Origin of the sequence: Uliginosibacterium gangwonense DSM 18521, assembly GCF_000373965.1 — a bacterium.
Lineage (GTDB): Bacteria > Pseudomonadota > Gammaproteobacteria > Burkholderiales > Rhodocyclaceae > Uliginosibacterium > Uliginosibacterium gangwonense.
The window spans coordinates 1-22,755 of record NZ_KB892867.1; the positions used below are offsets into that span (position 1 = coordinate 1).

Annotated in this window: 22 protein-coding genes; 12 read left to right on the forward strand and 10 right to left on the reverse strand. The window is 53.8% G+C overall.

The window, feature by feature from the left end; genetic code table 11:
* The coding region (locus tag B145_RS0121365; protein ID WP_018609422.1) for a transposase at positions 1-255 on the forward strand (255 nt) is incomplete at its 5' end.
* 21 nt (positions 256-276) lie between these two features.
* Positions 277-1,164, forward strand: a complete 888-nt coding sequence (locus B145_RS0121370) for a histone deacetylase family protein (protein ID WP_018610078.1) — start codon at positions 277-279, stop codon at positions 1,162-1,164.
* Between the two features lie 84 nt (positions 1,165-1,248).
* Here the strand turns inward: B145_RS0121370 and B145_RS0121375 are convergent, their stop codons facing one another.
* From B145_RS0121375 to B145_RS0121385, 3 genes are all read right to left on the reverse strand, one after another.
* The gene (locus B145_RS0121375; RefSeq protein WP_018610079.1) at positions 1,249-2,001 is read right to left on the reverse strand and encodes an SIMPL domain-containing protein; all 753 of its coding nucleotides are present in this window, start codon (positions 1,999-2,001) and stop codon (positions 1,249-1,251) included.
* Between the two features lie 295 nt (positions 2,002-2,296).
* Complete coding sequence (locus B145_RS28965; protein ID WP_018610080.1) at positions 2,297-2,437, reverse strand: hypothetical protein; 141 nt, start codon at positions 2,435-2,437, stop codon at positions 2,297-2,299.
* 253 nt (positions 2,438-2,690) lie between these two features.
* Entirely contained in the window at positions 2,691-3,077 is a 387-nt protein-coding gene (locus B145_RS0121385) for a YkgJ family cysteine cluster protein (protein ID WP_018610081.1), read from the reverse strand.
* Between the two features lie 384 nt (positions 3,078-3,461).
* On the opposite strand from B145_RS0121385, the gene B145_RS0121395 reads away from it, so the two are divergent.
* Together B145_RS0121395 and B145_RS0121400 are read left to right on the forward strand one after the other, a co-directional pair.
* Complete coding sequence (locus B145_RS0121395; protein WP_157288572.1) at positions 3,462-4,448, forward strand: TRAP transporter substrate-binding protein; 987 nt, start codon at positions 3,462-3,464, stop codon at positions 4,446-4,448.
* A gap of 353 nt (positions 4,449-4,801) precedes the next feature.
* Positions 4,802-4,987, forward strand: coding sequence for a hypothetical protein (locus tag B145_RS0121400; RefSeq protein WP_018610086.1), 186 nt, complete (start codon positions 4,802-4,804; stop codon positions 4,985-4,987).
* Between the two features lie 83 nt (positions 4,988-5,070).
* Here the strand turns inward: B145_RS0121400 and B145_RS0121405 are convergent, their stop codons facing one another.
* Positions 5,071-6,237, reverse strand: a complete 1,167-nt coding sequence (locus B145_RS0121405; RefSeq protein ID WP_018610088.1) for a hypothetical protein — start codon at positions 6,235-6,237, stop codon at positions 5,071-5,073.
* Between the two features lie 28 nt (positions 6,238-6,265).
* Positions 6,266-9,019, reverse strand: a complete 2,754-nt coding sequence (locus B145_RS0121410) for a transglutaminase family protein (protein WP_018610090.1) — start codon at positions 9,017-9,019, stop codon at positions 6,266-6,268.
* A 451-nt stretch (positions 9,020-9,470) separates the two neighbouring features.
* On the opposite strand from B145_RS0121410, the gene B145_RS0121415 reads away from it, so the two are divergent.
* A complete protein-coding gene (locus B145_RS0121415; protein WP_018610092.1) occupies positions 9,471-10,889 on the forward strand; it encodes an amino acid permease in 1,419 nt (472 codons plus the stop codon).
* A 64-nt stretch (positions 10,890-10,953) separates the two neighbouring features.
* Here the strand turns inward: B145_RS0121415 and B145_RS0121420 are convergent, their stop codons facing one another.
* Positions 10,954-11,490: a flavin reductase family protein gene (locus B145_RS0121420; protein ID WP_018610093.1), complete on the reverse strand. Its 537-nt coding sequence runs from the start codon at positions 11,488-11,490 to the stop codon at positions 10,954-10,956.
* Between the two features lie 118 nt (positions 11,491-11,608).
* Here B145_RS0121420 and B145_RS0121425 point away from each other — a divergent pair, with 118 nt between their 5' ends.
* Positions 11,609-12,526: a ketopantoate reductase family protein gene (locus B145_RS0121425; protein ID WP_018610094.1), complete on the forward strand. Its 918-nt coding sequence runs from the start codon at positions 11,609-11,611 to the stop codon at positions 12,524-12,526.
* Positions 12,527-12,592: 66 nt separating this feature from the next.
* The gene (locus B145_RS0121430; protein WP_157288573.1) at positions 12,593-13,522 is read left to right on the forward strand and encodes a hypothetical protein; all 930 of its coding nucleotides are present in this window, start codon (positions 12,593-12,595) and stop codon (positions 13,520-13,522) included.
* A gap of 52 nt (positions 13,523-13,574) precedes the next feature.
* Here the strand turns inward: B145_RS0121430 and ettA are convergent, their stop codons facing one another.
* Positions 13,575-15,239 (reverse strand): energy-dependent translational throttle protein EttA, encoded by a 1,665-nt coding sequence (gene ettA, locus B145_RS0121435; RefSeq protein WP_018610096.1) that lies wholly within the window; start codon positions 15,237-15,239, stop codon positions 13,575-13,577.
* A 383-nt stretch (positions 15,240-15,622) separates the two neighbouring features.
* On the reverse strand, positions 15,623-16,255 hold the full coding sequence (locus B145_RS28330) for a bactofilin family protein (protein ID WP_018610097.1): 633 nt from the start codon (positions 16,253-16,255) through the stop codon (positions 15,623-15,625).
* 331 nt (positions 16,256-16,586) lie between these two features.
* Here B145_RS28330 and B145_RS0121445 point away from each other — a divergent pair, with 331 nt between their 5' ends.
* Together B145_RS0121445 and B145_RS26565 are read left to right on the forward strand one after the other, a co-directional pair.
* Complete coding sequence (locus tag B145_RS0121445; RefSeq protein WP_018610099.1) at positions 16,587-16,961, forward strand: hypothetical protein; 375 nt, start codon at positions 16,587-16,589, stop codon at positions 16,959-16,961.
* A gap of 343 nt (positions 16,962-17,304) precedes the next feature.
* The gene (locus tag B145_RS26565; RefSeq protein WP_018610101.1) at positions 17,305-18,597 is read left to right on the forward strand and encodes a glycoside hydrolase family 5 protein; all 1,293 of its coding nucleotides are present in this window, start codon (positions 17,305-17,307) and stop codon (positions 18,595-18,597) included.
* Positions 18,598-18,682: 85 nt separating this feature from the next.
* On the opposite strand, the gene B145_RS26570 is transcribed toward B145_RS26565, so the two are convergent.
* Together B145_RS26570 and B145_RS0121460 are read right to left on the reverse strand one after the other, a co-directional pair.
* A complete protein-coding gene (locus B145_RS26570) occupies positions 18,683-19,123 on the reverse strand; it encodes a hypothetical protein (RefSeq protein WP_018610103.1) in 441 nt (146 codons plus the stop codon).
* Positions 19,116-20,735, reverse strand: a complete 1,620-nt coding sequence (locus B145_RS0121460; RefSeq protein ID WP_018610104.1) for an NAD(P)/FAD-dependent oxidoreductase — start codon at positions 20,733-20,735, stop codon at positions 19,116-19,118. Before B145_RS0121460 ends, B145_RS26570 begins: the two co-directional genes overlap by 8 nt.
* 354 nt (positions 20,736-21,089) lie before the next feature.
* On the opposite strand from B145_RS0121460, the gene B145_RS0121470 reads away from it, so the two are divergent.
* The 3 genes from B145_RS0121470 (at position 21,090) to B145_RS28335 (ending at position 22,612) form a co-directional block, all read left to right on the forward strand.
* Positions 21,090-21,485 (forward strand): VOC family protein, encoded by a 396-nt coding sequence (locus tag B145_RS0121470; RefSeq protein ID WP_018610106.1) that lies wholly within the window; start codon positions 21,090-21,092, stop codon positions 21,483-21,485.
* A 123-nt stretch (positions 21,486-21,608) separates the two neighbouring features.
* Complete coding sequence (locus B145_RS0121475; protein ID WP_018610107.1) at positions 21,609-22,028, forward strand: VOC family protein; 420 nt, start codon at positions 21,609-21,611, stop codon at positions 22,026-22,028.
* A 29-nt stretch (positions 22,029-22,057) separates the two neighbouring features.
* Positions 22,058-22,612, forward strand: a complete 555-nt coding sequence (locus B145_RS28335) for a GNAT family N-acetyltransferase (RefSeq protein ID WP_083917845.1) — start codon at positions 22,058-22,060, stop codon at positions 22,610-22,612.
* Positions 22,613-22,755 lie beyond the last annotated feature (143 nt).

Below are 22,755 nucleotides of genomic sequence, written 5' to 3' on the forward strand. Positions count from 1 at the left end.
ATTCTTGCGGATGGAGGGTATGTCGGCCACCCCTTTGCCAAGGCCGTTGAAGAACTTCTGGGCGCCAAGGTTCAAATCGCCAAACGCAACCAGTTGCATACCTTTGCTGTCCTACCCCAGCGCTGGGTGGTTGAGCGGTCATTTGCCTGGATCGAAAAATGTAGGCGTTTGTGGAAGAACTGCGAGCGCAAACTCAACACAAGCTTGCAGTTCATACATCTTGCATTCCTGGCGCTTTTGCTCAAAAGATCGTGAACAGGTTCTAAGGGCTGGGCGATGGAGGAAGCATTGGCGCATCCGGATGCCTGTCTGCAAGCGGTGCATGAACCGCGCTATCTGGCGTTTCTGGCTTCTGCCTGGGATGAGTGGCTGGCCACGGGAAATGAAGGAGATGCGTTCCCCAGCGTGTGGGCGATTCGTGGCATGCGTAGCGACGTGATACCCGATAATTTCGCTGCGCGCCTGGGGCTGTTTTCTTTTGATACGGGCACTCCGCTGACTGCTGGTACGTGGGCGGCAGCACGTGCCGGAGCAGACCGCCCCCTGTCTGCCGCGGCCTGGATTGCCAGTGGCGAACGTAGTGTTTTTGCCCTGACACGCCCGCCAGGGCACCATGCCGGGCCGAGCTTCTTTGGCGGATATTGTTTCCTGAACAATGCGGCGATTGCCGCCCAGGCACTACGGGATCGCGGAGCCGCACGGGTGGCTATTCTGGATGTGGATTTCCATCACGGAAATGGCACGCAGGAAATTTTTTATCGCCGTAATGACGTGTTGTTTGCCAGCATTCATGGCGATCCGCGCACGGAATATCCATTCTTCCTGGGCTATGCCGATGAGCAGGGCGAGGGGCCGGGAGCAGGCTTCAACCTGAATCTGCCTTTGCCTGCCAAGGCAGCAGTGGCGGACTGGTTTACCGCGCTTGAGACTGCATTGGCGCGTATCAACGGGTTCGCGCCTGAAGCACTGGTGGTTTCACTTGGCGTTGATGCCTTTGCGGGCGACCCGATCAGTAAATTCCTGCTGCAAACTGTAGATTACCAACGCTTGGGCGAACGACTAGCCAAGATGGGGCTACCTTGCCTGTTTGTGCTCGAAGGGGGCTACGCTGTGGCCGAAATGGGGGCAAATGTGGCAGCCGTACTTGAGGGCTTTGAGGGGTAGTGTAAGCCCCTTTGAGGTGCCAAAAATAAGGTGAACCGCCTCCATCCGGGCGACCCTGACGCAATGGTCGTTTTCCAGCACTTTCTACGGAGCGATGCTGTACTGGATGGTGACGACTACCCGTGCCCGTTTTTCGATGGTGCTTTTGTCATACGCGCCACCATAGTCGTTGTCTGTATCGCTCTCGCCATTGGCTGGCAGAATGTAGAAGGCCCCCTGTGAAGCTGATTTCATCACCCCGATGTGGGCATTGCCATTTTTGGCGAATTCGTTGGCGCGGGTTTGCGCATTCTGGGTGGCTGCGCCAATCAGCGACATCTTGATATCCTCCAGATTGGATACAAGATAGAGGGGCGTATGCGCCTCTAGCAACATGCCTGCTTCGCGTAGCCCCAAGCTGGCTTTTACGGTTTTGGCAATTTGCTGGACGTCGTTGCTCTGGAGCACGTAGTTCTGGCTGGCAATGTAATGGGATATTTCGGTGCGCTCCTCACCTTGTTTGGCGGGTTTGAACACCGGGGCAAAATCCTCGTTGCCAATTTCAATCTGTTTGCCAGAGAAGCCTTGTTCCTTGAAGAAGGCTTGCAGGCGGGGTTGCTGCGCACGCAGATTGGCCAGCGCATGTGCTGGGTCGCTCCCGGTGGCTTGCAAGTTCATGCCAAATTGGCCGTGATCGGCGCGCACGGGTTTTTCCGCGAGCCCTTTGACGGTGATGGTCTGGCGTTGCTCGGCTGCTTGCCTGGCTTGATAGCCCAGCACAAAAGCAGCAAGGATCAGCCCGATAGCCAGAGAAATGCCGAGGGCAAACAGGCCGCGCCCCAGTGTGTTGTCACTCATAAACGACTCCAGACGCAAAGTGGGTACGACTTCTGTATGTGGCGGGGAGGGATGCTTAAAGGATATGCAGACATGCAGGCGCTATTCTAACCACAAACTCTGGCCAGAGATGCGTCTTGGAGGTGGGGCGTGAAGGTGTGCCGACGAGCGTAGCATTTCCGCATGGAGTGCTGTTTTGGGAAATGACGTTACTGTAGCGTGGTGCAGAGCGGGGCGCCGCTTTGCACCATGCGCCCGGATCGCAGCATGAAGTGCTTTTCCGGGCGGATGGGTTGGGTCAGGTCAGCCTTAAATGCTATTGATGCGGCACGATGATAGGCGGATGAACAGAAGTTCGTTCGTCCTTCTTCTGATGCTTGGCCGCGCGTTTTTCCTTCAAGGTGAGCGCTGCGGGTTTCTTGGTTTCCTTGTTACTTTTTTGAGTCTTATGGCTCATGCTGTGATCCTCATGAGAGTGGATGAATGAGGTCTGAGCGTTACGACAGCGACGAATAGGCCGGAGTTGAACCTCAGGCCAGCCCAGTATAGGCTTATTGAGCGCTGCCGAGGTATTTTTCAGCCCTTATGTCTTGATCAAGGTTAAGGGCAGCCGGCTAAACATCACCATGGCCATGCCGGATTATCTTCGTCAAATTGTTGCATTATTGCGGCAAATTTGGCGCCAAAAGCAGCTATGTGCATGGATTGTGTCAGCCCTTTGTTGCGTCATCTTCCTTGGTGAAGGGCGGGCGTTTGGGCAAGGCGGGCAAACCTATCTTGGCACGGGCCTGGGTGCAGGAAGGGTTGGGGGTTCCATCTTCCTCCCAGGCTGGAAAATCCCTACATGGGCTTGGGCGTTGCGGGTAGATGCTGCAGCCCACCGATTTGCCCAATTCACCTTCTAGCGCAATGCAGCGTTTGGGGTGTGGATGCGTGCCGATCATGGCACGCAGGTAGATGCTGACGTGTTCGGTCAGGCCGACCGGCACCTGACCGCCTGGGGCGTCATCGGCTTCGCCCCAATAAAAAGATACGCGGAAGTTGCAGCAGCAGCCACCGCAACGGATACAGGGGTTGGAATCTTCTGTGTCGCTCATGGGGCTTGATTGTACAAATTTATGCGCAAGCTTCAAATGCCCCGGTTCATCAAATGATGCCACTGCCCGCGAGGCGAAGAAAGACTCCCGGAGGGAGAGACTACTTCACAAGCCTGCCGATTTGGATGTCTCGCACCTTTTTAGGCATATTCGGCAAGTGGAACGAATCAATTCTAACGTCATTTTCAAAAATCATATAATTTTTGTAAAAAGCGCTATTGTTTTTGTTGAATTGTGTGACGTGTTGAAATTAAAAATAATGTTAATGGAATGAATGTTATTGGTATTGTCTTGATATTGACGTAATACTTTAACAAGTAGTCTGGTTTCTGCATGCAGCGTCTTCTTCCCCCCTTCATCTGTTGCGAATGGATCATAAATATTATGTGTAATATGAAAATCGCGTTCTGCGTGTGCGCAGTCATCATGACTGCCGGGGCGAGCCCTGCCTCCATGGGGGCCACGACCCTGGTGTCCTCTGATCAGCAAGAAGCCAGCCACCCGGTAGTGCGTGCCGTTGAGCAATTTGGGCAGATTGTTTCCCAACGCACCCAGGGCGAGTTGAATGTGGTGGTCAAACCGGGTGGTGCCTTGGGCAGCGAGACGGATGTTCTGCGTAATGTGCGCGATGGTCGGCAAGCTATGGCACGCGTCAATCTTGGCCTGTTGGGGGATCTGATGCCCAGCGCCGAATTGGCCAGTTTGCCTTATCTGTTCCGCTCCAGTGAGCATTTGCACAAAATTCTGGACGGTGATTTTGGGCGTCGGATTGACGCGGAACTGGCCGGGCTTGGCTTGGTGCGGATCATGTATCTGGAGAGTAGCTCGCGCAATTTCTATTGTCGCCGCCCGATACGTACTCAGGCCGATTTCAAGGGGCTCAAGGTACGCGTTCTGTCTTCCAAGGTACTGGAGGATGTTATCCAAAACCTGGGCGCGACACCTGTTTCAATGCCGTTCAACTCAGTGGGGGATGCACTCAAGAATGGACAGATTGACTGTGCCGATGGTGGCACAGTCAACTATATGAGTTCAGGGCACAACAAGTTTGCGCCCTATTTGATGACTGACGAACATTTGTTGATGCCGGATGTGCTGCTCATATCCAAGAAAATATGGGACAAACTGCCCCAGGCGCAACGCACTATCCTGCTCGCGGCAGGCAAGGAAAGTTCGGAATACATGCGCAAACTTTGGCATGACCAGGAGGCTGCTGCCCTGGCTGCCACCAAGAAGGCCGGGGTGACGGTGATCGGACGGCAGCAGATGGCGATGACGGCTATTGAAGCGCAGGCCGTCAAGAGTTACACCAAATACGTGCGTAATACAAAAGATCTTGAGATGATCATGAAGATCGTCACGACCAAGTGAGCGTTGTTTTTGTATGTGCCGTTGATCGGCCGAGGTGATGCAGAGAATCACGGTTGATGCATTGCAAAAATCGCGATTCTCCTGTTGTTGTGTTGTAAGTTGTTGTTTTTAAAATACAAATAGTTGCATCATTAAAAACACTAAAAGAAGTAATTTTTATCGATTAATTTGATAAATAAAAAGCATATAAACAGTGCTCGGTTTTTGATTAAACGCAGATTTCCCATCATCCCTGGTGCTAACTTGTGCGCCATTGGTTGTCTGGCTGTGCAATGTGATGTAGCACACGGGCAGCCCCCGAATGTGACCGCATTGGAGTGCCGAGGTCTGCCTCGTGCAATCAGGAGGATGAGATGGGATATCTGGATCATGCTGTAGCCGAGCACAGCGCCAGCAAACGTGTTCCGACAATGGAACAGGTTGTGACTGCTGATACCGCCGCAACGCCAAGTGCCAAGGCTACCCGCGAAGCAAAGCTGGCTTCGCAAGGTCAATTGGATGCTGAACTTGAGAGCGTGGCGATCCTGGGATACAACTAGGAACAGTACGACGCTAGCTGTTGCAGCAATAAAAAACCGCAAAACACAATCCCGTGTGTTTTGCGGTTTTTTTATGAAGTGCCTCAGTTATTTTTTAAGTCTTGGGTAAGATCGTGGAGCAATTCGGTGGATTGTTTCAGTATCTGGCTCTCTTCTGCCCCTGCATCTTTGACCTGCTGTAGTAAGGCGTTATAGATGGCGACATTGTCAGTTGAATCAAAGATGAGCTGATTGTCCTGCTTATGGAATGTTCCGTTGTTAGCGCGTGCAAATTGCAGGATTCGGCGATAGAGAACCAGGATTTTCTGCTGATTCTCCTGGAAGACTATTCTTCTGGCGTACCCTTGTGATACGCCTGCTTCCCAGCTTGTGGCAATTTCCGATGCGGCGTTTTTGAACATTTCAAGATTCTGGAATTCTCTTGTACTTTGCTCAAGCTCTGCATCCGCGTCTTTTTTGTACTGCTGCAATGCATGTTCGGCTGTGTCAAGATCCTTGAGTGCAGCGTCAATTGCGCTTAGGGATGTCAAAGTATCGAGGTTGATGATGCGGCCAATATGGGTCTGCCTTAAAGCTTCGCCATAGCGTTGATTGATTTCGGTGTTGGCTTGTTTGGTCCGCAGAAAAAATGCCATGAAGGCATCGCGCGCAGCCTCTGATTGAGGCTTGCCTTCAAGCTCCAGGGCCAATTGTTCCGCAGGTGTCCCCAAAACAGGCAGCATTTCCGCAAGGCAGAAGGCCTGTATGGTGGATGTCAGGCTTGGGGCATTCAGGATGGTACTGAGCAAACGCAACGAGGCGACCTGACTTTTGTCATTTTCCAGTTTCCGGAGGTCTCTCTTTTCTTTCTCGGTCATTTGGGTGGGTTGTGCCGCTGAATCGGCAGTGTTTTGCTGAGGGAGAAACAATTTGGTCATGCCCGGTTGCTGTAGCAGTTTGACCAGATTCCCAGATTCTGTTTGTGGTGTATTTTTGGCCAGATAGTTAAACAATACTGCGTGTAGGCGAGTTGAAAACTCCTTGCCTGAAGTGAGACGGAGTAAAGCTGCGCGTTGCTCCTCGGTATAGTTGATTGATTCTCTTAAGCCCTTCTGAAAGGACTCGATCAGGGTGCGGTCAAGCGCTGTCAGGCTGATGATCGTGTCCAAATCCCGCTGATAGGCGGGGGGCAGGTTTTGTCCAGGTTCAGCGATGGCCTCAATGGATATACAGAGGGCCAGGCAGGTGAGGATATAGCGGATGATGTTCATGTCAGTGCTCGATAATCGAGGCCAATAATTAAGGGCGTTGTTCCAGCTTTGCCAAGTGGTGCATCAGGTTGAAGAATGCCCCTTTATCTACCGCTTGTTGCAGATAGGCGCGACTCTTGATGGTGTCACCCTTCAATTGATAATACTGGGCGATGAATAGATAGGCTTCGGTCAGAGCTGTATCCAATGCGTTGCTGACTTTTTCATCCTGAAGATTCTTGACGATTTCCTCAGGACTCTGCTTGCCTTCCAGCATGGAGACAGCTGCGTCCGGCCACGCATTGAAATGCTGGATAGATGACGCGGGGCGCTTGCTGCGCATCAGACCCAGTACCCGCCAGTATTCTGCATAGGCTTTATCGGTAGGGGTTGTGGCGAGTTTTTCTGCCTGGGCAAAATCGGTGACTGCTGCCGCATAGTTGCGTCGATAGTAGCGCGCAATACCACGTTGATAGAAAACGCTGAAATTGCCCTGGCCAAGCCCTGTAACGCGGGTCAGGTTTTCCTCGCTTGCGGGCAGGTTGCCCGTGATCAGTTGCACCAGCGCCTGACAGCGCAACAGCGTTGCGGTGCCAGGTTTTTCTCGTATTGCCGCTTCGGCATCTGCCCATGCCTGTTGGGTATGACTCAGGTAAGCGTGGGCTTGAGCGCGCTCACAGTAGGCGGCTGAAGCCTCTTGCCCCATCAGGCGGGTATTTTCAATCTCGCTACTAGCGGCCTTGACATTGCTCTCCAATTGTTCCTGGCTGTTTTCCTTAAGCGATTTGTTGCTTTTTGCGCTGCTGACCAGATCGCTTTGATCGACATAGAGCGTGCCGCCCAACATGGTGTTGGTGACGCGCAGGTCATCCAGAAAGCTGGCCACGCGGTTGGTGGCAACTCGGTCTGCCAAGATACGCATGGTGATCTTGGCGGAAATGTTGCGCTTGCTCATTGCCAATTCTTGATCAAGGCTGAAACCCTCGTTTTTCAGTGATTTGGCATAAGGTTTGCGGGAAAGCCTGAATTCCTCTGGCAAGGTGGCCGTGAATTCATAGGTTCCAACAAATGGATAGCTGGGAATGAGCAGTGCGGTGCTACGTTGCGCGCTGTTGGGCACATGGAATTGTTCCAGCAGGTTGGAGGCTTGGTAGCGCAAGCCCCAGGTGTTGTCGGAGCGTTCAAGGAATTGAGGAATCTTGTATTGCATGCGCACGGTCATGCGGTTGTTTTGCGTGTCATCGTCAAACACGGGTTCTTGCAACAGTTCCGCACCGTTGTAGCGGCGATCCAGCAAACCGGCGTAATAGCGGCGAATTTGCCCTGGTGGGGCGCTGTGCAACACATTGCGGAGCTGTTCGGCATTGAGCCCGGAAAACTCCAATGCCACATCCATCTTGGCGGGGCCATCCATTTTGGTGAGTGTGACGTGCTCCCTACGGGTGACGGTAATCAGCGCGTCCTTGGGCGGAGGCGTGAGGAAAAGCTTGTCATTACCCGGTTCCACAGGTAGCAACCAGGTGGAGGGGTGGGCGTCGCCAAACACTTCCAGTGAGCCGAGCTGATTGTGCAGGGTGGGATCTACAATCCAGCTTTTGCCATTGTGTACGATTTTGACAATGGCATGATCAAAATCGAGCGGGCTGGGTAGCAGGGTATCCAGGTTGCGGCGGTTGCCGGTGGAGACCAATACCGGATGAGCCTTTATGCCAATCTCCCGGAGCAGGGAGACGAGCAGCAGGGTTTTATCCTTGCAGTCGCCATAGCGGCGTGCCAGCACTTCTTGGGGGAGGAAAGGGCGGTGAGAGTGCTCTCCCAACGACATGGATACGTAGCGGATGTCGTTCTGCACAAAAGAGATGGCGCGTAATATGCGTTCATCATCAGTTTTGCCCGCGCGGATATCAGCAATAATGGGGGCAAATTCTTTGGGCAAGGGGCCGGTTTTGAACAAACCGAGTGCCCAGCCCACCACTTCACGCCAGCTTGAGAATTCTGATAGTTGCAGCCAGCGTAGCGGGCTGGTATCGGTTGGGCTGAACTGGTCAATTTCCACGGCGGGCAGATCGCGCTCAATAAAGCGTTCGATGCGTCGCCCATTACGATTGATGATTTCTGGCTCAATATTTGTGGCGTTACCACCGATGATGCGGTGGTTGTAGCGTAATGTGCCTGGGCCGTCGACCGAGAATCGGCGCAGCGCAACGGGCACATTCGCATCCCAACTGCCCGAATCAAAATAGTGGCCGTTGAACACGGGGTTTTCACCGATCACGGAATAGGCAACCTCCAGCGAATCTCCCACCCGCATGTCATCAACGATCACGGTCGCCGTGACCCAACCTGTGAAAATGGCACTATCTGCGTCGCGTTCCTTTTGCACAAACCGGATTTTGGCATCAGCAAGCTTGTTGATAGAACGCTCGCCACGCAGGATGTTGATGGTGTGTACAACCACCTGCTGGTAATCCGGTTGAAATATAATGTTATATTGACCGATAGCGCTCAATACGGATGAATCATTGGCGGCAATCACGCGATGGATCAGCGCGGTGGGCGTGGCGTCGACGTGAATCTGGGTGTCTGCCAGACGCAGATAAACCGCAGCGGAGGGTTTGTTGGCGGCAGGGCTGAGCGGATCGTCCCAGTCCGGGCGGTGCGGATCACGACGCAATGCCGTGTCGGGCAGGGTGACTTCATGGAGTGAGGCAGCATCCTGTGTTTGGGCAGGCACAGGGAGGGAAGGCAATGCGCAGAACAAGATGAGCGCTACGATGCGCAGAGTCGCCTGGAGTCGGGACATGGAGTCAACGCGAAAGAGGATGGCAATGCATTGATGTTAACGCATATTTACCGATTTCGGCTTCTCCGCTTGCCGTGCCCGAGGGGGCTCTGCTGCTTCATTGCGGGCGCTGGAGGGGGAGCGGAAGCGGCTAGCTGGGCTTGGGTGTCGAACCGCGTTTGATTTTGGTCTGCTTTCCGCGTTTTTCTTCCCCCAGCGTTCTGTTGATGGGGTGGTGGTTCGTGCCATAATGATCCGTTGGGCGTCAAAGGCGGAGCCGTGTTGCCCAAGGCAAACTCATCTGGACGCGATGTATGCGCCTGGCTGCCTGGCAGTCAGGCGTTTGTGTTTTCGCTCCTGGCAATAGTGGGGCTTGCCTTGGCACAGGTTTGGGGGCGAACCTGGCTGTGAAGTAGCGGTAGAAAGCGATTTTGACGACCCGATCAAATATCCAGAATGAGGAGAATATGCTGTGAAACCATCTGTCGACGACGTGATCGACCAGGAAGCCGGGCATGAAGCCCAGGATCTGAAACGGGGGCTGAAAGATCGCCATATCCAGCTCATCGCCATTGGCGGGGCTATCGGTGTCGGCTTGTTTCTGGGGTCGGCCAAGGCTATTCATCAGGCGGGTCCGGCGCTGATCCTGAGCTATGCGGTGGCCGGGTTGGCGGTGTTTTTCATCATGCGCGCTTTGGGTGAGTTGCTGGTGCATCGCCCGGTGGCCGGTTCGTTTGCTACCTATGCTGATGCCTACGTCAGCCCCTGGGCAGGGTTTGTGACGGGCTGGACCTATTGGTTCACCTGGATTGTGACGGCTATGGCCGAGCTCACTGCCATTGGCGTGTACGTCCACTATTGGTTTCCGCAGGTACCGCAATGGGCACCGGCCCTGGTGGCACTGGTGCTGCTCTATGGTGTTAACCTGATCGCGGTGAAGGTGTTTGGCGAGCTGGAATTTTGGTTTGCCATTATCAAGGTGGTGACTATCGTCGGGATGCTGATCCTTGGCTTGGCCGTGATCTGTTTTGGCGTGAGTGACCTGGGCAAGACGGCGAGCTTCTCCAACCTGTGGTCGCATGGCGGTTTCTCGCCCGTGGGCATGGTGGGGGTCGTGCTGACCTTGCAGATCGCGTGTTTTGCCTACACCGGTGTGGAACTGATCGGGGTGACGGCGGGCGAGGCGGAGAACCCGAAAGAAGTGCTGCCGCATGCGACCAATAGCGTGACCTACCGTATCCTGGTGTTCTACATTGGTGCGCTGGCGATCATCATGTCCCTGATGCCCTGGGACGAAATCAACCCTGGCATGAGTCCGTTCGTGCAGGTCTTCGAGAAGATCGGCATCCCGCTTGCCGCCGGCATCATCAATTTTGTGGTGATTACCGCCGCCGCGTCGTCGTGCAACAGCGGTATCTTCAGCACCGGGCGCATGCTTTATACCCTGGCGCAATCCAAGCAGGCTCCGGCCATGGTGGGCAAGGTAAGCAGTCGGCATATTCCCGCAACGGCCATCACGATTTCTGCGATCTGTATGCTGCTTGGCGTGGTGCTCAATTATCTGGTGCCAGAAGAAGTCTTTACCTACGTGACCAGTGTGGCGACTGTTGGCTCGATCTGGACCTGGGGCATCATCGTCTGGGCGCATATGAAGTATCGCCGTGCCGTGGCTGCCGGTGAGGTGGAAGGGGTGGATTACCGCATGCCCGGCACACCGTTTTCCAACTGGTTCGTGTTGATCTTCCTGGCCTTGGTGCTGATCTTCCTGGCGCTGGATGCCAGTACCCGTGTGGCACTCTACGTGGCTCCGGTCTGGTTCATCCTGCTGACGATCGGCTACAAGATGTTGAGTACATCCAAGAGCGCACAATTGGCTGAACAGGCGCGCTGAGTTTGTATTGCTCTTCCCGAATCTCCATGCAGAATGGGGATTCGGGATGTCTTCCGTCCTCTTTTCAGAGCATCTTGGATGGCAGGGTGATCGTCTCCCCATCCAGCACGAAAGTTCCCCAGCCACGGTGATGCAATGTCGGCTCGTTCTTGAGCTTCGCATCCCGCCACGCCTTGCACACCTCCAGAACGAAGAAGCAGTAAGCCGCGACCAGATCGGTATTGACGACTTGGCATTCCAGGCTCGCAAAGCATTCCTTGATTAATGGAGCCCGAACCCGTTTGCCTGCTTCCGGGGTGAGGCCAAAGCGGGAAAACTTGTCGATATGCCTGCCGGAAGTGTTGCCGCAGCCCACCACGGCTTGCGCCAACTCCGCTGTGGGGATGTTGATGACGCATTCCCCTGTTTCCTGCAATGCCTTGAAGCTGTAGTTGCGATTGCTGATCACACAGCCGATCTGCGGCGGCGTGAATTCCATCATGGTCAGCCAGGACATGGTCATGACATCGGGCTTGTCGCCCCGTATGGTGGTCAGCAAGACCACCGGGCCCGGTTCCAGCAGTGTGTAGACCTCTGACAAAGGGAAATTCCGTTTGGCCATGTTCGCCCTCCTGCATTGTTGAGGAAACCTCAATTGAGCATAGCAGCTGCATGGGTCACACTTGGGGTTATGATTACGTGCAGCAGCGTTCAGGCAATTGATCCAGAAAGGATTCGTGATGCGTTTTCTGATTGTTGGGGCAGGGGCACTTGGTGGGTATTTTGGCGGCAGGCTGTTGGCTGCCGGGCAGGATGTAAGCTTCTTGCTGCGTGAGCGCCGTGCCGCGCAGATTGCGCAAACCGGCCTGGTGATCAAAAGTGGCTTGGGTGATGCGCACTTCCCCAATCCGCCTGTGGTGTTGGCAAAGGATCTGAACAGCTATTTTGATGTGATCCTGATTGGCTGCAAGGCCTATGACCTTGAATCCACCATGGATAGCATCGCCCCAGCCGTAGGGCCGAATACCATGATTCTGCCCATGCTGAATGGCTTGTGCCATCTAGACGCACTTGCACAGCGATTTGGGCATGAGCGTGTGCTAGGCGGGTTCTGTTTCATCTCCGCCGCGCTGGATAGCAGTGGGGTGATCCAGCACCTTGGTGACTACCACATCCTGTGCTATGGCGAAATCGATGGCTCGCGCACACCGCGCATTGAAGCGCTTGAATCGGCTTTTGCCAAAGTTAACTTCACGGCCCAGTTGAGCCCGGACATCCTCCAGGCCATGTGGGAGAAGTGGATTTCAATCGCAGCCTTGGCCGGTATCACCTGTTTGATGCGGGGCAGCATCGGGGCAATTGTTGAAGCAGGTGCCGGAGATATTGCTTTGGCATTGTATGAAGAGTGTTGTGCAATCGCCGCCCACAACGGGCATGCACCCAGCGCAGCGGGGGTTGAGCGTGCCCGCAATCTACTGACCACACCGGGTTCTTTGCTGACCGCGTCAATGTTCAAGGACATGCAACGCGGTGCCGTAACCGAGGCTGAACACATTATTGGTGAGCTGATCAAGCGTGGCGAGGATGCTGGCAAGTGCCTGCTGTTACGCACGGCGTATGCGCACGTCAAGATTTATGAGGGGAGTCGGCAAGGGTGATGTAAGCAGGCTTGTGTGCCGCACATGATATATTTATGTTTGATCAGTAACACGGTAATTAATTCCATGAATATCAAGACCGGTTTTGTCATTGTTGTTGCGTTGATGTTTTCGAAGGGGGCTTTTGCGTCGGAAGACGATTCTTTCCTGGTGGCGCAACCGAGCTATGCCTCTGGTTTAAAATTAGAGTCTGTTTCACGCCAGGAGTGCGGGTGGAGCGCGAAGGTTATTGATAACCTTGTCAAGAGTGGAAAAGGGAAAATTGCGGTCAAACCTGAATTGCTTGATAAGAACGCAAAATCACTAACCTGGGAGGTTATTCAGCTCGATTTGCCGCCTCAAGACAGCAAGAGAAAAATCCATCTGGTCGTGCGAGCCAATGTGCTTGAAAATGGTGTGCTGATTGCCTCGAAAGATTTTAGAGCGGAAGACAAATTCTCATCCAGCAAATCAGATTGTGTGGCTTTGAATGAATTGGTACAGCCCGTTTCTGACGATATGTATAATTGGCTCTCAGAGGGTGAGTTCCCGATTTGCCATCAAGGATGCGTAGGCATTCATCCGGATGACCCGATTGTGGTGGACACCATTGTTGAAGCGAAGGCTGATGTGCTTGCAGATGAGATAAAAAGCGAGTGTCATTGGCAGACGTATATGCCTAGTGACATCATATCGCGCTTCAATGCTCAAAATCCGCGCCCCCGTGCTTTGTTGCAAAAGGGAAAGACGGAAGGGGTCAAGACCGGTAGGCGACTTTACCTGACCGTTAATGATCTGCATGTCATCGGTGGTGCAGGGTTTAGCGGACCTAAATGGATTCAGATGGAAGGTGTGTTGTATGACGGGGGGCTGCGTTTGGGTGGCTTTTCAGCTGAATATTCTACAAAGCTTGGAAAATGGACGACATGTAGTCAGTTGAAGGCAATGTCGGATGAATTGGTTGAGAAAATTGTAGACTGGCTCGACAATCCTGTTGATCACGCTATTTATGATTAGGATGTGATAAAAAAAACCCGCCAATCGGCGGGTTTTTTGTAAGACTCAGAAATTAGCGCGAAATTGGCCGATAGCGAATCCGATGCGGTTTGGCTGCTTCTTCGCCCAGGCGCAGCTTCTTGTCGGCTTCATATTCCTGATAGTTGCCGGCGAAGAAGGTCCATTGCGAATCGCCTTCGCAGGCCAGGATGTGGGTGGCGATGCGGTCGAGGAACCAGCGGTCGTGGGAGGTGACCATTACACAGCCGGAGAATTCGAGCAGCGCGTCTTCCAGTGCGCGGAGTGTTTCCACGTCCAGATCGTTGGAAGGTTCGTCCAGTAGCAGCACGTTGCCGCCGCTGATCAGGGTTTTTGCCAGATGTAGACGCCCGCGCTCACCGCCGGAGAGGTTGCCTACGATCTTCTGTTGGTCGCCGCCCTTGAAGTTGAAGCGCCCGATGTAGGCACGGCTGGGCATTTCGAACTTGCCAACGGTGAGCACATCGGCGCCATCAGCGATGGCTTCGAACACGGTTTTGGTGCCGTCCAGCCCTTCGCGGGTCTGGTTGACGGCGGCGAGCTTCACCGTCGGGCCGATGACGATGTCGCCTGCATCCGGTTTTTCCATTCCCTGGATCATACGGAATAGGGTGGATTTACCCGCGCCGTTCGGGCCGATTACGCCGACGATGGCACCCGGCGGAATCTGGAAGCTGAGATTGTCGATCAACAGGCGGTCGCCAAAGCCCTTGGAGACGCCGTTGAATTCGATGACCTGATTGCCCAGGCGCTCGCCCGGCGGAATGAAGATTTCCTGCGTTTCGTTACGCTTCTGGTATTCCACATTGCTCATCTCTTCGTAGCGGGCCAGACGCGCTTTGCTCTTGGACTGGCGGGCCTTGGCGCCTTGGCGTACCCATTCCAGTTCCTGCTTCATGGCCTTGCGGTGGGCGTCTTCCTGTTTACTTTCCTGCGCCAGACGGGCTTCCTTCTGCTCCAGCCAGGACGAGTAATTGCCCTTCCAGGGGATGCCTTCGCCACGGTCGAGTTCCAGAATCCACTCTGCTGCGTTGTCCAGGAAGTAGCGGTCGTGGGTGACGGCCACCACGGTGCCGGGGAAGCGCACCAGGAATTGCTCCAGCCATTCGACCGATTCGGCATCCAAGTGGTTGGTGGGTTCATCCAGCAAGAGCATGTCCGGCTTGGAGAGCAGGAGTTTGCATAGTGCTACGCGGCGTTTTTCGCCACCGGAGAGCGGACCGACCTTGGCATCCCACGGGGGGAGGCGCAGTGCATCGGCAGCGATCTCAAGCTGGGTTTCCACATCCGCACCGCTGGTGCTGATGATGTTCTCATACTTGGCCTGCAGCTCGGCCAGCTTGTCGAAGTCTGCATCCGGCTCAGCGTAGGCGGCATAGACTTCTTCCAGCTTCTGCTTGGCTTCCATCACTTCGCCCAGACCGGATTCCACTTCCTGGCGCACGGTCTTTTCCGGGTCGAGTTGAGGTTCTTGCGGCAGATAGCCGATACTCATGTTCGGCTGCCACTGCACCTCGCCATCGTATTCCTTGTCTACGCCCGCCATGATCCGCAGCACAGTGGATTTGCCGGAACCGTTCAGGCCCAGCAGGCCGATCTTGGCGCCTGGAAAGAAAGAAAGGGAAATGTCTTTGATGATCTGACGCTTGGGCGGAACAACCTTGTTCACGCGCAGCATCGACATGACGTACTGTGCCATAGAGCTTCTGTCCGGGGTGGAATGCAAAGGTGTGAGTTTAACCCGGATGAGCGATCTGATTGCGTGCTTTTGGCAGGATGGGCAGGGAAGCCGCCCAGGCACGAACAAGGTTCGTCCCAGGCGACAGGCTCATACATGGCGGCCTCCTGTGGATTTACTTTTTGGGGAGATGGGTCAGATATTTTTGGCTTGCAGAAAAGGTCGGGCCGGACTGGCAAAGGGAAGCGGGGCTTCGCCAGCCCGGAACGAGCCGTCAGTTGAATATATCGGCCTAGACAGCCCTTCTGGCACTACAGGCAGTTGCGGGCACACGCGGTAGGGGCTTCCCCCGGTGCGTGCGTGGCCTTGTCGGCGGAGCCGCGCACGCACCGGGAGACGACCCATTATGCTGCGGTGCTGATCAGGGCCGTGATGTTGGCGTTGCGCTCAGTCTCCTTTCCATTTGTTGCTCGTTGCTCAGTGCTGTGGTTACTTTTGTCCGCCAGGGCCTGTACATCGCCACTGATCTGGCCTCCAGCTTCAATCAATATGCTGCCGTAGCGGATATTGCCCTTCACTCGCCCACTGGCGTGGATGATCAGTTGTGTGCGTGCTGTCAGTTCTCCTTCAAATTGACCATGGATTTCTGCAATATCAATGCCTACCTTACCGGAGAAAGAGCCGTTCTCGGCAATGCGGATCACCCGGCTATCCATCGTGGCTTCAACCCGGCCTTCTACGACCAGCGTGTCGCAATCCAGGATTTCAGCCCCCTTGAGTTTGACCTCCGGGCCTACGATCAGGCGGCTGCTGGGTTCATTGACAGGGGCGGGCGCGCTGATGTTCATCGGAGTCTCCACAGGTGCGGTGGCTAGTTGCCGTGCTGCCAGGGCTGCATTGGCGGTTGGGGTGGGGGCGGCATTGCGTACATCTTGACGTGGGGAAAGTGCGGGATAAGCACCCGGCGTATGCGCCACGCGGGGTGTGCGCTCCGGCTGTTCCGGCGTTTTTGCTGGCTCTGGTTTCTTGTTGAACATTGTTTCTCCTGGTTCGATTCCGGCGGGGTGTATGTCTTGCCTGCCATGCGAGCTATAGCGCACGAGTCATGCCAGTTTAAAAATGTTCAATATAAACAGCGTGTTGTTGCTTTTTCTGTGTGCTTGCGGTTTGGGTGATGTGTCGCCGCTTGGCGACATGTTTTGGCGCCTATGGCAGCAAGTGGCTGATGGTGCGGTTGTGGCCCGTCGCCAATGGGCGACAGCTTGTGTGAGTGGAATAAAACCTTTTCGGTATGATGGACGACACATCCATCCATAAAGTTGTATCCGATCATGGGATACGTTTGGTTTATTTCATAAGGAGTGACGCGTGAAACGCTACCTGCTGCTATTTGTCGGTTCCATACTTGGCTTACAGACCTTACCTGCCTCGGCGCAAGTCAAGGCGGTAGTCGATATGGCTATTGCACAGTTTTGTCTAGCCAACAATTGGGGGTCCCCATCCTTGGAAAAGCAGTTGGCCGGATTGAGCCAATCAGAAAAAGACAATATGTTGCACGGATTGGAAGCTACTTTTTCGCCAAAAGGAGTGGCATGCCTGCAAAAAACGCGGCCTTTCCCAGTCGAGGCATGTGCCAAACTCCTGGCAGGAGGCGAAAACCCCGTCTTTACTGCGCAACAGGAAAAGAAAATGTCTGATTGTCTTGAACTCAGAACTCAAGATGAGCAGAACGACGAAGAGTAGATTATGGCTATGTCAATAGACTTCTAAGCTTGTCTATCTGATTGCATTGGTCTGTGGCGGGCGTATCACTGCAGCTCAGGATGGAATCTATTGAAATATTGTAATTGGTTTTTAGTGCTAATGAAGTTGAGGTAAAAACATGCCCTAATGGGCTCTGTGTTTAGTTGAAATTGGCATATTCACATAGAGTATAAAACATGTTTTTCGGGTAATGTGTTGGCTTGTGGCGCTATTGGGCTGCTATTTGCCCGCTCTGTGCCGTTAGTCGGCTGATTATTTTAGTATACAAAAATGTATCTAGAATGCCTCGTACAACACTTCTTTTGCACCGGGGAGAATCAATGTGAATACCAAGTTCCGTAATTTCCTGCTTGCAGGCCTTTTTTGCGTATCTTCGGCAGCGCATGCCGGGACTGCTTTTGACATCACCAGCCAGATGATGCCAGGCTGGAATCTGGGTAACGCCCTGGATTCTACGGGAGGAGGGGAGACCAATTGGGGTAACCCGGTAATTACGCAAGCGCTGATCGACAAGATCAAAAGCGCAGGCTTCAAAACCCTGCGTGTGCCGGTGAGCTGGGATTACTACACTTCTGGCAGCAACTTCACGATTGTCAGCACACGCCTGGATCGCGTTGAACAAGTGGTGAATTACGGCTTGAATGATGGCCTGTATGTCATCATCAACGTGCATCATAATGATGGATGGGAGGCCCCTAGCTATGCCAATGAAGCAGCAGCCAAAAACCGGCTGACCAAGCTATGGCAGCAGATTGCCACGCGCTTCAAGAACTACAACAATCATTTGATTTTCGAAGTCATGAATGAGCCGATTGTTGGCAGTGACTGGACGGGAACCACCGAGTATTACAACGTTGTCAATAATATGGATGCCGCAGCGTTGAGCACAATCCGCGCAACAGGAGGCAATAATGCCACGCGACTTGTGATGCTTCCTGGATACGTGGCGGGGCCTTGGGATAATCAGATCAATGCGCTGAAAATTCCGAGCGACAGCATGGTTGCTGCATCGGTACATGCCTATGTGCCTTATTCCTTCGCGCTGGATGGTAGCGGGACTGCACAATTTACCGATACAGCCACGATTGATTCTTTGTTCAGCCGCCTGAATACGCGTTTCTTGTCCCAGGGGATCGCGGTGGTGATCGGAGAGTGGGGAGCAACCAACAAGGGAAATACCGCAGAGCGCATCAAGTTCGCTAGCTACTATACCAAGGCGGCGGCCAAGCTCGGCATTCCGACCATTGTCTGGGATAACAATATCTATACCTCGGGTGGTGAATCGTTTGGGTTGATCAATCGCAGCTCCTTGACCTGGGCATATCCGGATATTGTGACGGCGATCATGCAGGGTGTCAGCACCAGTGGCGCATCAAGCAGCAACTCTGGCTCGACGACGACCAGCACAAGCGATTACCCAAGCGGATATGCCAAGTGTGCTAATGAAGGCAGCTCCTGCAAGGTGAAAAGCGGTACGGGCTCAGTTGCCTTCGGCGCCAAAGGCAAATGGGTGTACAAGACCGTGACGGTGAGTAAAAGCATCGCCTGCACGGTGGCCGCTTTTGGTAGCGATCCGTTGGTTGGCTCCAGCAAAAAGTGCTCTTACCAGCCTTGATGTGCGCGTAGCAGTCTTTTGACCGAGCGAACGAAAGCTGGCCGACCATTCCGGGGGTTCCGGTGGTCGGCCAGATTTATGGAGATTATTTTACTGACTTAAGCGTTTGAATTTCTTGTTCAAATTCTGTGTAATTGAATACCCTTTTGGGTTGCACTACTTGTGCTCTATGTCGTAGGCGGCTATCTTCAGACACGATCCAATCTGCATGCCATGATGCTGCATCTACGATAAGTGCATCGTTTTTCTTTTTTGAATTTCCAAGGTGGGCTTGGTAAACTTCTCCAGAGCCAAGCGAATCCCCTGCACACATAAGCCCAGCCCTAGCGACTGTATTTCTGACTAGCTTATAGGGGAAAAAATTAGGTATTCCTTTAAAAGGCGACTTATAAAGCTCTTCTGCAACTGAGCGACTGATCATGACGGTGATTGCTTGGTCGTTAATAAGCTGAGCAATGGCCTGCCTAGTGTCTGGATTTTTCTCTAATTGATCATATATGTTTGCATCAAGCAAAACCTTAATCATGGTTTTGCGCCACCATACTCAACGCCACAGCTTCCGCAACCTCGATCCCATCCACCGCCGCTGACAAAATACCGCCTGCATAGCTCGCACCTTCGCCTGCGGGGTACAGCCCCACGGTGTTGACGCTCTGATAGGTCTGCGGATCGCGGCGGATGCGGATGGGGGAGGACGTGCGGGTTTCCACGCCGGTCAGTACTGCGTCCGGCATGTCATAACCGCGAATCTGGCGCGCCAGCGCGGGGATGGCTTCGCGCAGCGCCGTGATGGCGTAATCGGGCAGGGCGGTGGCAAGATCGGTCAGCGTCACGCCCGGCTTGTAAGAGGGCATCACGCTGCCTAGTGCAGTAGAAGGCCGCCCGGCGAGGAAATCCCCCACCAATTGCGTGGGGGCATTATAGGTTTTGCCGCCCAGTTCAAAAGCGCGGGATTCCCAATGCCGCTGGAAGTCGATCCCCGCCAGCGGGTTTTGCGGGTAGCCCGGATAATCCTCCGGCGAAATCCCCACCACCAGTGCCGCGTTGGCGTTGCGCTCGTTACGTGAATACTGGCTCATGCCATTGGTCACGACCCGGCCTTCCTCCGACGTAGCTGCCACCACCGTGCCACCTGGGCACATGCAGAAGCTATATACCGAGCGCCCGTTCCCGCAATGGTGTACGAGCTTGTAATCCGCCGCACCCAGAATTGGGTGGCCCGCAAACGGCCCATAGCGACATTCATCAATCATGCTCTGGGGATGCTCAATGCGGAAGCCCACCGAGAAAGGCTTGGCCTCCACATATACGCCCACCTCATGCAGCATCTTGAACGTATCCCGCGCACTGTGGCCGACCGCCAACACCACGTGGGAGGAAGGGAGGAGTTCCCCGTTCACCCGCACGCCGCGCACCTGGCCCTGCTCGATCACGATCTCTTCTACCTTGCTCTGGAAACGGATTTCCCCGCCCAACGCCTGAATCTCCGTGCGCATCTTCTCCACCATCCCTACCAGCCGGAAAGTGCCGATGTGGGGGCGGTTGATCCACAGGATTTCCTCCGGTGCGCCTGCCTTCACGAATTCCGTGAGCACCTTGCGGCTCAGAAAACGCGGGTCTTTGATCTGGCTGTAGAGCTTGCCGTCAGAGAACGTTCCCGCACCTCCTTCACCAAACTGCACGTTGGATTCCGGGTTCAAGGTATTTTTGCGCCACAGCCCCCAGGTATCCTGCGTGCGTTCCCGCACCGCTTTGCCACGCTCCAGCACAATGGGGCGGAAGCCCATCTGCGCCAGCGTCAGCGCCGCCAGAATCCCGCACGGGCCAAAGCCAATGATCACAGGGCGCTCCTGTAGCCCCGCAGGTGCCTTTGCTACAAAGCGGTACTGCATATCAGGGCTGGGGGCTACGTTCGAAGCGTTCTTTAGGTGCTTGAGCAGCTTCGCCTCATCACGCACCTCCACATCCACCGAATAAATCAGCTGGATAGCGTGCTTCTTGCGCGCATCCGGGCTGCGCTTGAACACCGCAAAACGCACCAGATCTCCCGCACCCACCCCAAGGCGGTGGAGGATCGCCTCCTGCAAGGCAGAATCCGGGTGGTCAATAGGCAGTTTGATATCAGTCAGGCGCAGCATGGCAGAAGGGGATGAGTGTTAAAACCGTAACCCTTTATGATAGCAGAGACGTGGGCGGGGCGGCTGGTTCTGGGGTGAAACTACAGCAAAACGTTCCTGCTTGGCTGTTAAATACTTCCGATAACAGGGGTTGTTGACTCTTCAGGTGTGCAGCTAAGCATAAGAGGCTTAGAGTGGTCTGGAGTCTATAAGGCCGAGTTGCGGAGGCTTGATGCAGTCATGTAAGTATGATGATATGCTATGAAATGAAAGTTTTCTGGTCGGATTCTGCCTTGATCAGGATGTTCAAAGAGGTGCTACAAAGCTCTCTTTTTATTTTGAGAAATACCGCGCTGTTGTAGAGAATGGTGATGTATGACTGATTCTGTTTTCAAGAAAATTGATTGTTATAGTATTCACGTTGACTTCCTTGATGCAGGAATAGCTTTTTACAAAAAGCTTGGCCATGACCTTGTCTGGCGTGATGGTGAGCATTCGGCAGGCCTTTCCATGCCGGATTCGGATGGTGAGTTGGTATTGCATACCGATAATCGACCATTTGAAACCTGCCTTCTTGTTGATACCGTTGATTCGGCCATTGAGTCCATCGTCAGCAATGGCGGCAAACTTGTTTTTGGGCCCATACAAATCAAGGTTGGGAAATATGCCCTGCTGAATGATCCGTGGGGCAATCCCTTGCCAATACTGGATTTTTCGAGTGGGCTGCTGTTGACTGACTCGGAAGGAAATGTGATTGGTAACCAAAAATAAAGGATTGAGATCACGAGGGGCGGGCAAGGATGTCCAGTGCATCGTCTCCCTGAGCGGTTTGGCTATACCTTGTAGGGAGTGAACTCAGCCTGCCACCTTGTTCGGCTGACTACGGAGGAATAATTGAAAATCGAGTGTATTGCTGGCTTTGCTTCAATCACCAAGGACCCGGCTGCAAGTGCGTCGCTCTATCAGGATGTACTCAAGCTTCCCCTCAAGAAGCAAGACGATTACCGCTTCATGGATAAATTTCCCGGCGCCAATCATTTCGGGCTATGGCCGCTGGCAATGGCTGCACAGTCTTGTTTTGGACAAGACGATTGGCCAGCGCACATACCCGCACCAACAGCAACGATTGAGTTCGAATTGGCTGATGTCGAAGCGGTCGAGTCAGCGGTTCAAGAGCTGAAAGAGCGTGGTCAAGTGTTTATTCATGAAACCAGGAAGGAGCCTTGGGGGCAGACTGTAGCAAGATTCATGAGCCCCGAAGGCGTATTGATTGGCTTGAGTTATGCCCCGTGGTTGCATGAAGCCGGAGCCTGAGCACAAGACAAAACTGACTGCTTGTAGAAATGACGTCAATTTTACCTCTCACTACTGAAAAGCTTACTATCCGCCCCTTTGTTGCTGCCGATGCGCACGAATTTACTTTGGCAGTGCTGGAGTCTGTGCAGACCGTAGGTGCCTGGATGTCCTGGTGCAGCCCGGCTTTCACGCAAGAAAACGCGCTTGAATGGTTCGCTACGTGCGACCGGGAAAGAGAAGCAGGTCGCGCTTATGATATGGGGATGTTTTGCCCTGTCTCGGGGTGTTTTCTAGGCGGGGCGAGTATCAATCAGCTTTCCTCGAATCATCGTTATGGCAACATCGGTTATTGGGTTCGTCAATCCAGGCAGAGGCAAGGGATCGCGAGTCATGCTGTAGCCATGCTCTGCGATTTCGGTTTTGAGCAACTCGGCCTTTTTCGGCTGGAAATCGTTGTGGCGCTTGGCAATGCTGCCAGTGAAGAAGTGGCTGTTGCCGCTGGTGCAACGCGTGAATGCGTAGCGCGTAATCGGATCTTTCTTCATGGACAGCCCGTTGATGCCCATATTTTTGCGCTGACGCCAAATGAAAGGGCCTGCTAACAGACCAAGGGTATAGCCGGGTAGGGCGGGTTAGGCGAAGCTGTAACCCACATATTTTTCATTGGGCGATTTCCCCGTGTGGGTTGATGAAGCCAATCCGTCCTACTTGGCCGAAGTCGTTTTATCTATTTTTATAAAAATTG

What these genes read in the sequence shown, in the direction of transcription:
- B145_RS0121370 (WP_018610078.1), top strand. Translation starts at nt 277, where the DNA reads ATGGAGGAAGCATTGGCGCATCCGGATGCCTGTCTGCAAGCGGTGCAT.
- B145_RS0121375 (WP_018610079.1), bottom strand. Translation starts at nt 2,001, where the DNA reads ATGAGTGACAACACACTGGGGCGCGGCCTGTTTGCCCTCGGCATTTCT.
- B145_RS28965 (WP_018610080.1), bottom strand. Translation starts at nt 2,437, where the DNA reads ATGAGCCATAAGACTCAAAAAAGTAACAAGGAAACCAAGAAACCCGCA.
- B145_RS0121385 (WP_018610081.1), bottom strand. Translation starts at nt 3,077, where the DNA reads ATGAGCGACACAGAAGATTCCAACCCCTGTATCCGTTGCGGTGGCTGC.
- B145_RS0121395 (WP_157288572.1), top strand. Translation starts at nt 3,462, where the DNA reads ATGTGTAATATGAAAATCGCGTTCTGCGTGTGCGCAGTCATCATGACT.
- B145_RS0121400 (WP_018610086.1), top strand. Translation starts at nt 4,802, where the DNA reads ATGGGATATCTGGATCATGCTGTAGCCGAGCACAGCGCCAGCAAACGT.
- B145_RS0121405 (WP_018610088.1), bottom strand. Translation starts at nt 6,237, where the DNA reads ATGAACATCATCCGCTATATCCTCACCTGCCTGGCCCTCTGTATATCC.
- B145_RS0121410 (WP_018610090.1), bottom strand. Translation starts at nt 9,019, where the DNA reads ATGTCCCGACTCCAGGCGACTCTGCGCATCGTAGCGCTCATCTTGTTC.
- B145_RS0121420 (WP_018610093.1), bottom strand. Translation starts at nt 11,490, where the DNA reads ATGGCCAAACGGAATTTCCCTTTGTCAGAGGTCTACACACTGCTGGAA.
- B145_RS0121425 (WP_018610094.1), top strand. Translation starts at nt 11,609, where the DNA reads ATGCGTTTTCTGATTGTTGGGGCAGGGGCACTTGGTGGGTATTTTGGC.
- B145_RS0121430 (WP_157288573.1), top strand. Translation starts at nt 12,593, where the DNA reads ATGAATATCAAGACCGGTTTTGTCATTGTTGTTGCGTTGATGTTTTCG.
- ettA (WP_018610096.1), bottom strand. Translation starts at nt 15,239, where the DNA reads ATGGCACAGTACGTCATGTCGATGCTGCGCGTGAACAAGGTTGTTCCG.
- B145_RS28330 (WP_018610097.1), bottom strand. Translation starts at nt 16,255, where the DNA reads ATGTTCAACAAGAAACCAGAGCCAGCAAAAACGCCGGAACAGCCGGAG.
- B145_RS26570 (WP_018610103.1), bottom strand. Translation starts at nt 19,123, where the DNA reads ATGATTAAGGTTTTGCTTGATGCAAACATATATGATCAATTAGAGAAA.
- B145_RS0121460 (WP_018610104.1), bottom strand. Translation starts at nt 20,735, where the DNA reads ATGCTGCGCCTGACTGATATCAAACTGCCTATTGACCACCCGGATTCT.
- B145_RS0121470 (WP_018610106.1), top strand. Translation starts at nt 21,090, where the DNA reads ATGACTGATTCTGTTTTCAAGAAAATTGATTGTTATAGTATTCACGTT.
- B145_RS28335 (WP_083917845.1), top strand. Translation starts at nt 22,058, where the DNA reads ATGACGTCAATTTTACCTCTCACTACTGAAAAGCTTACTATCCGCCCC.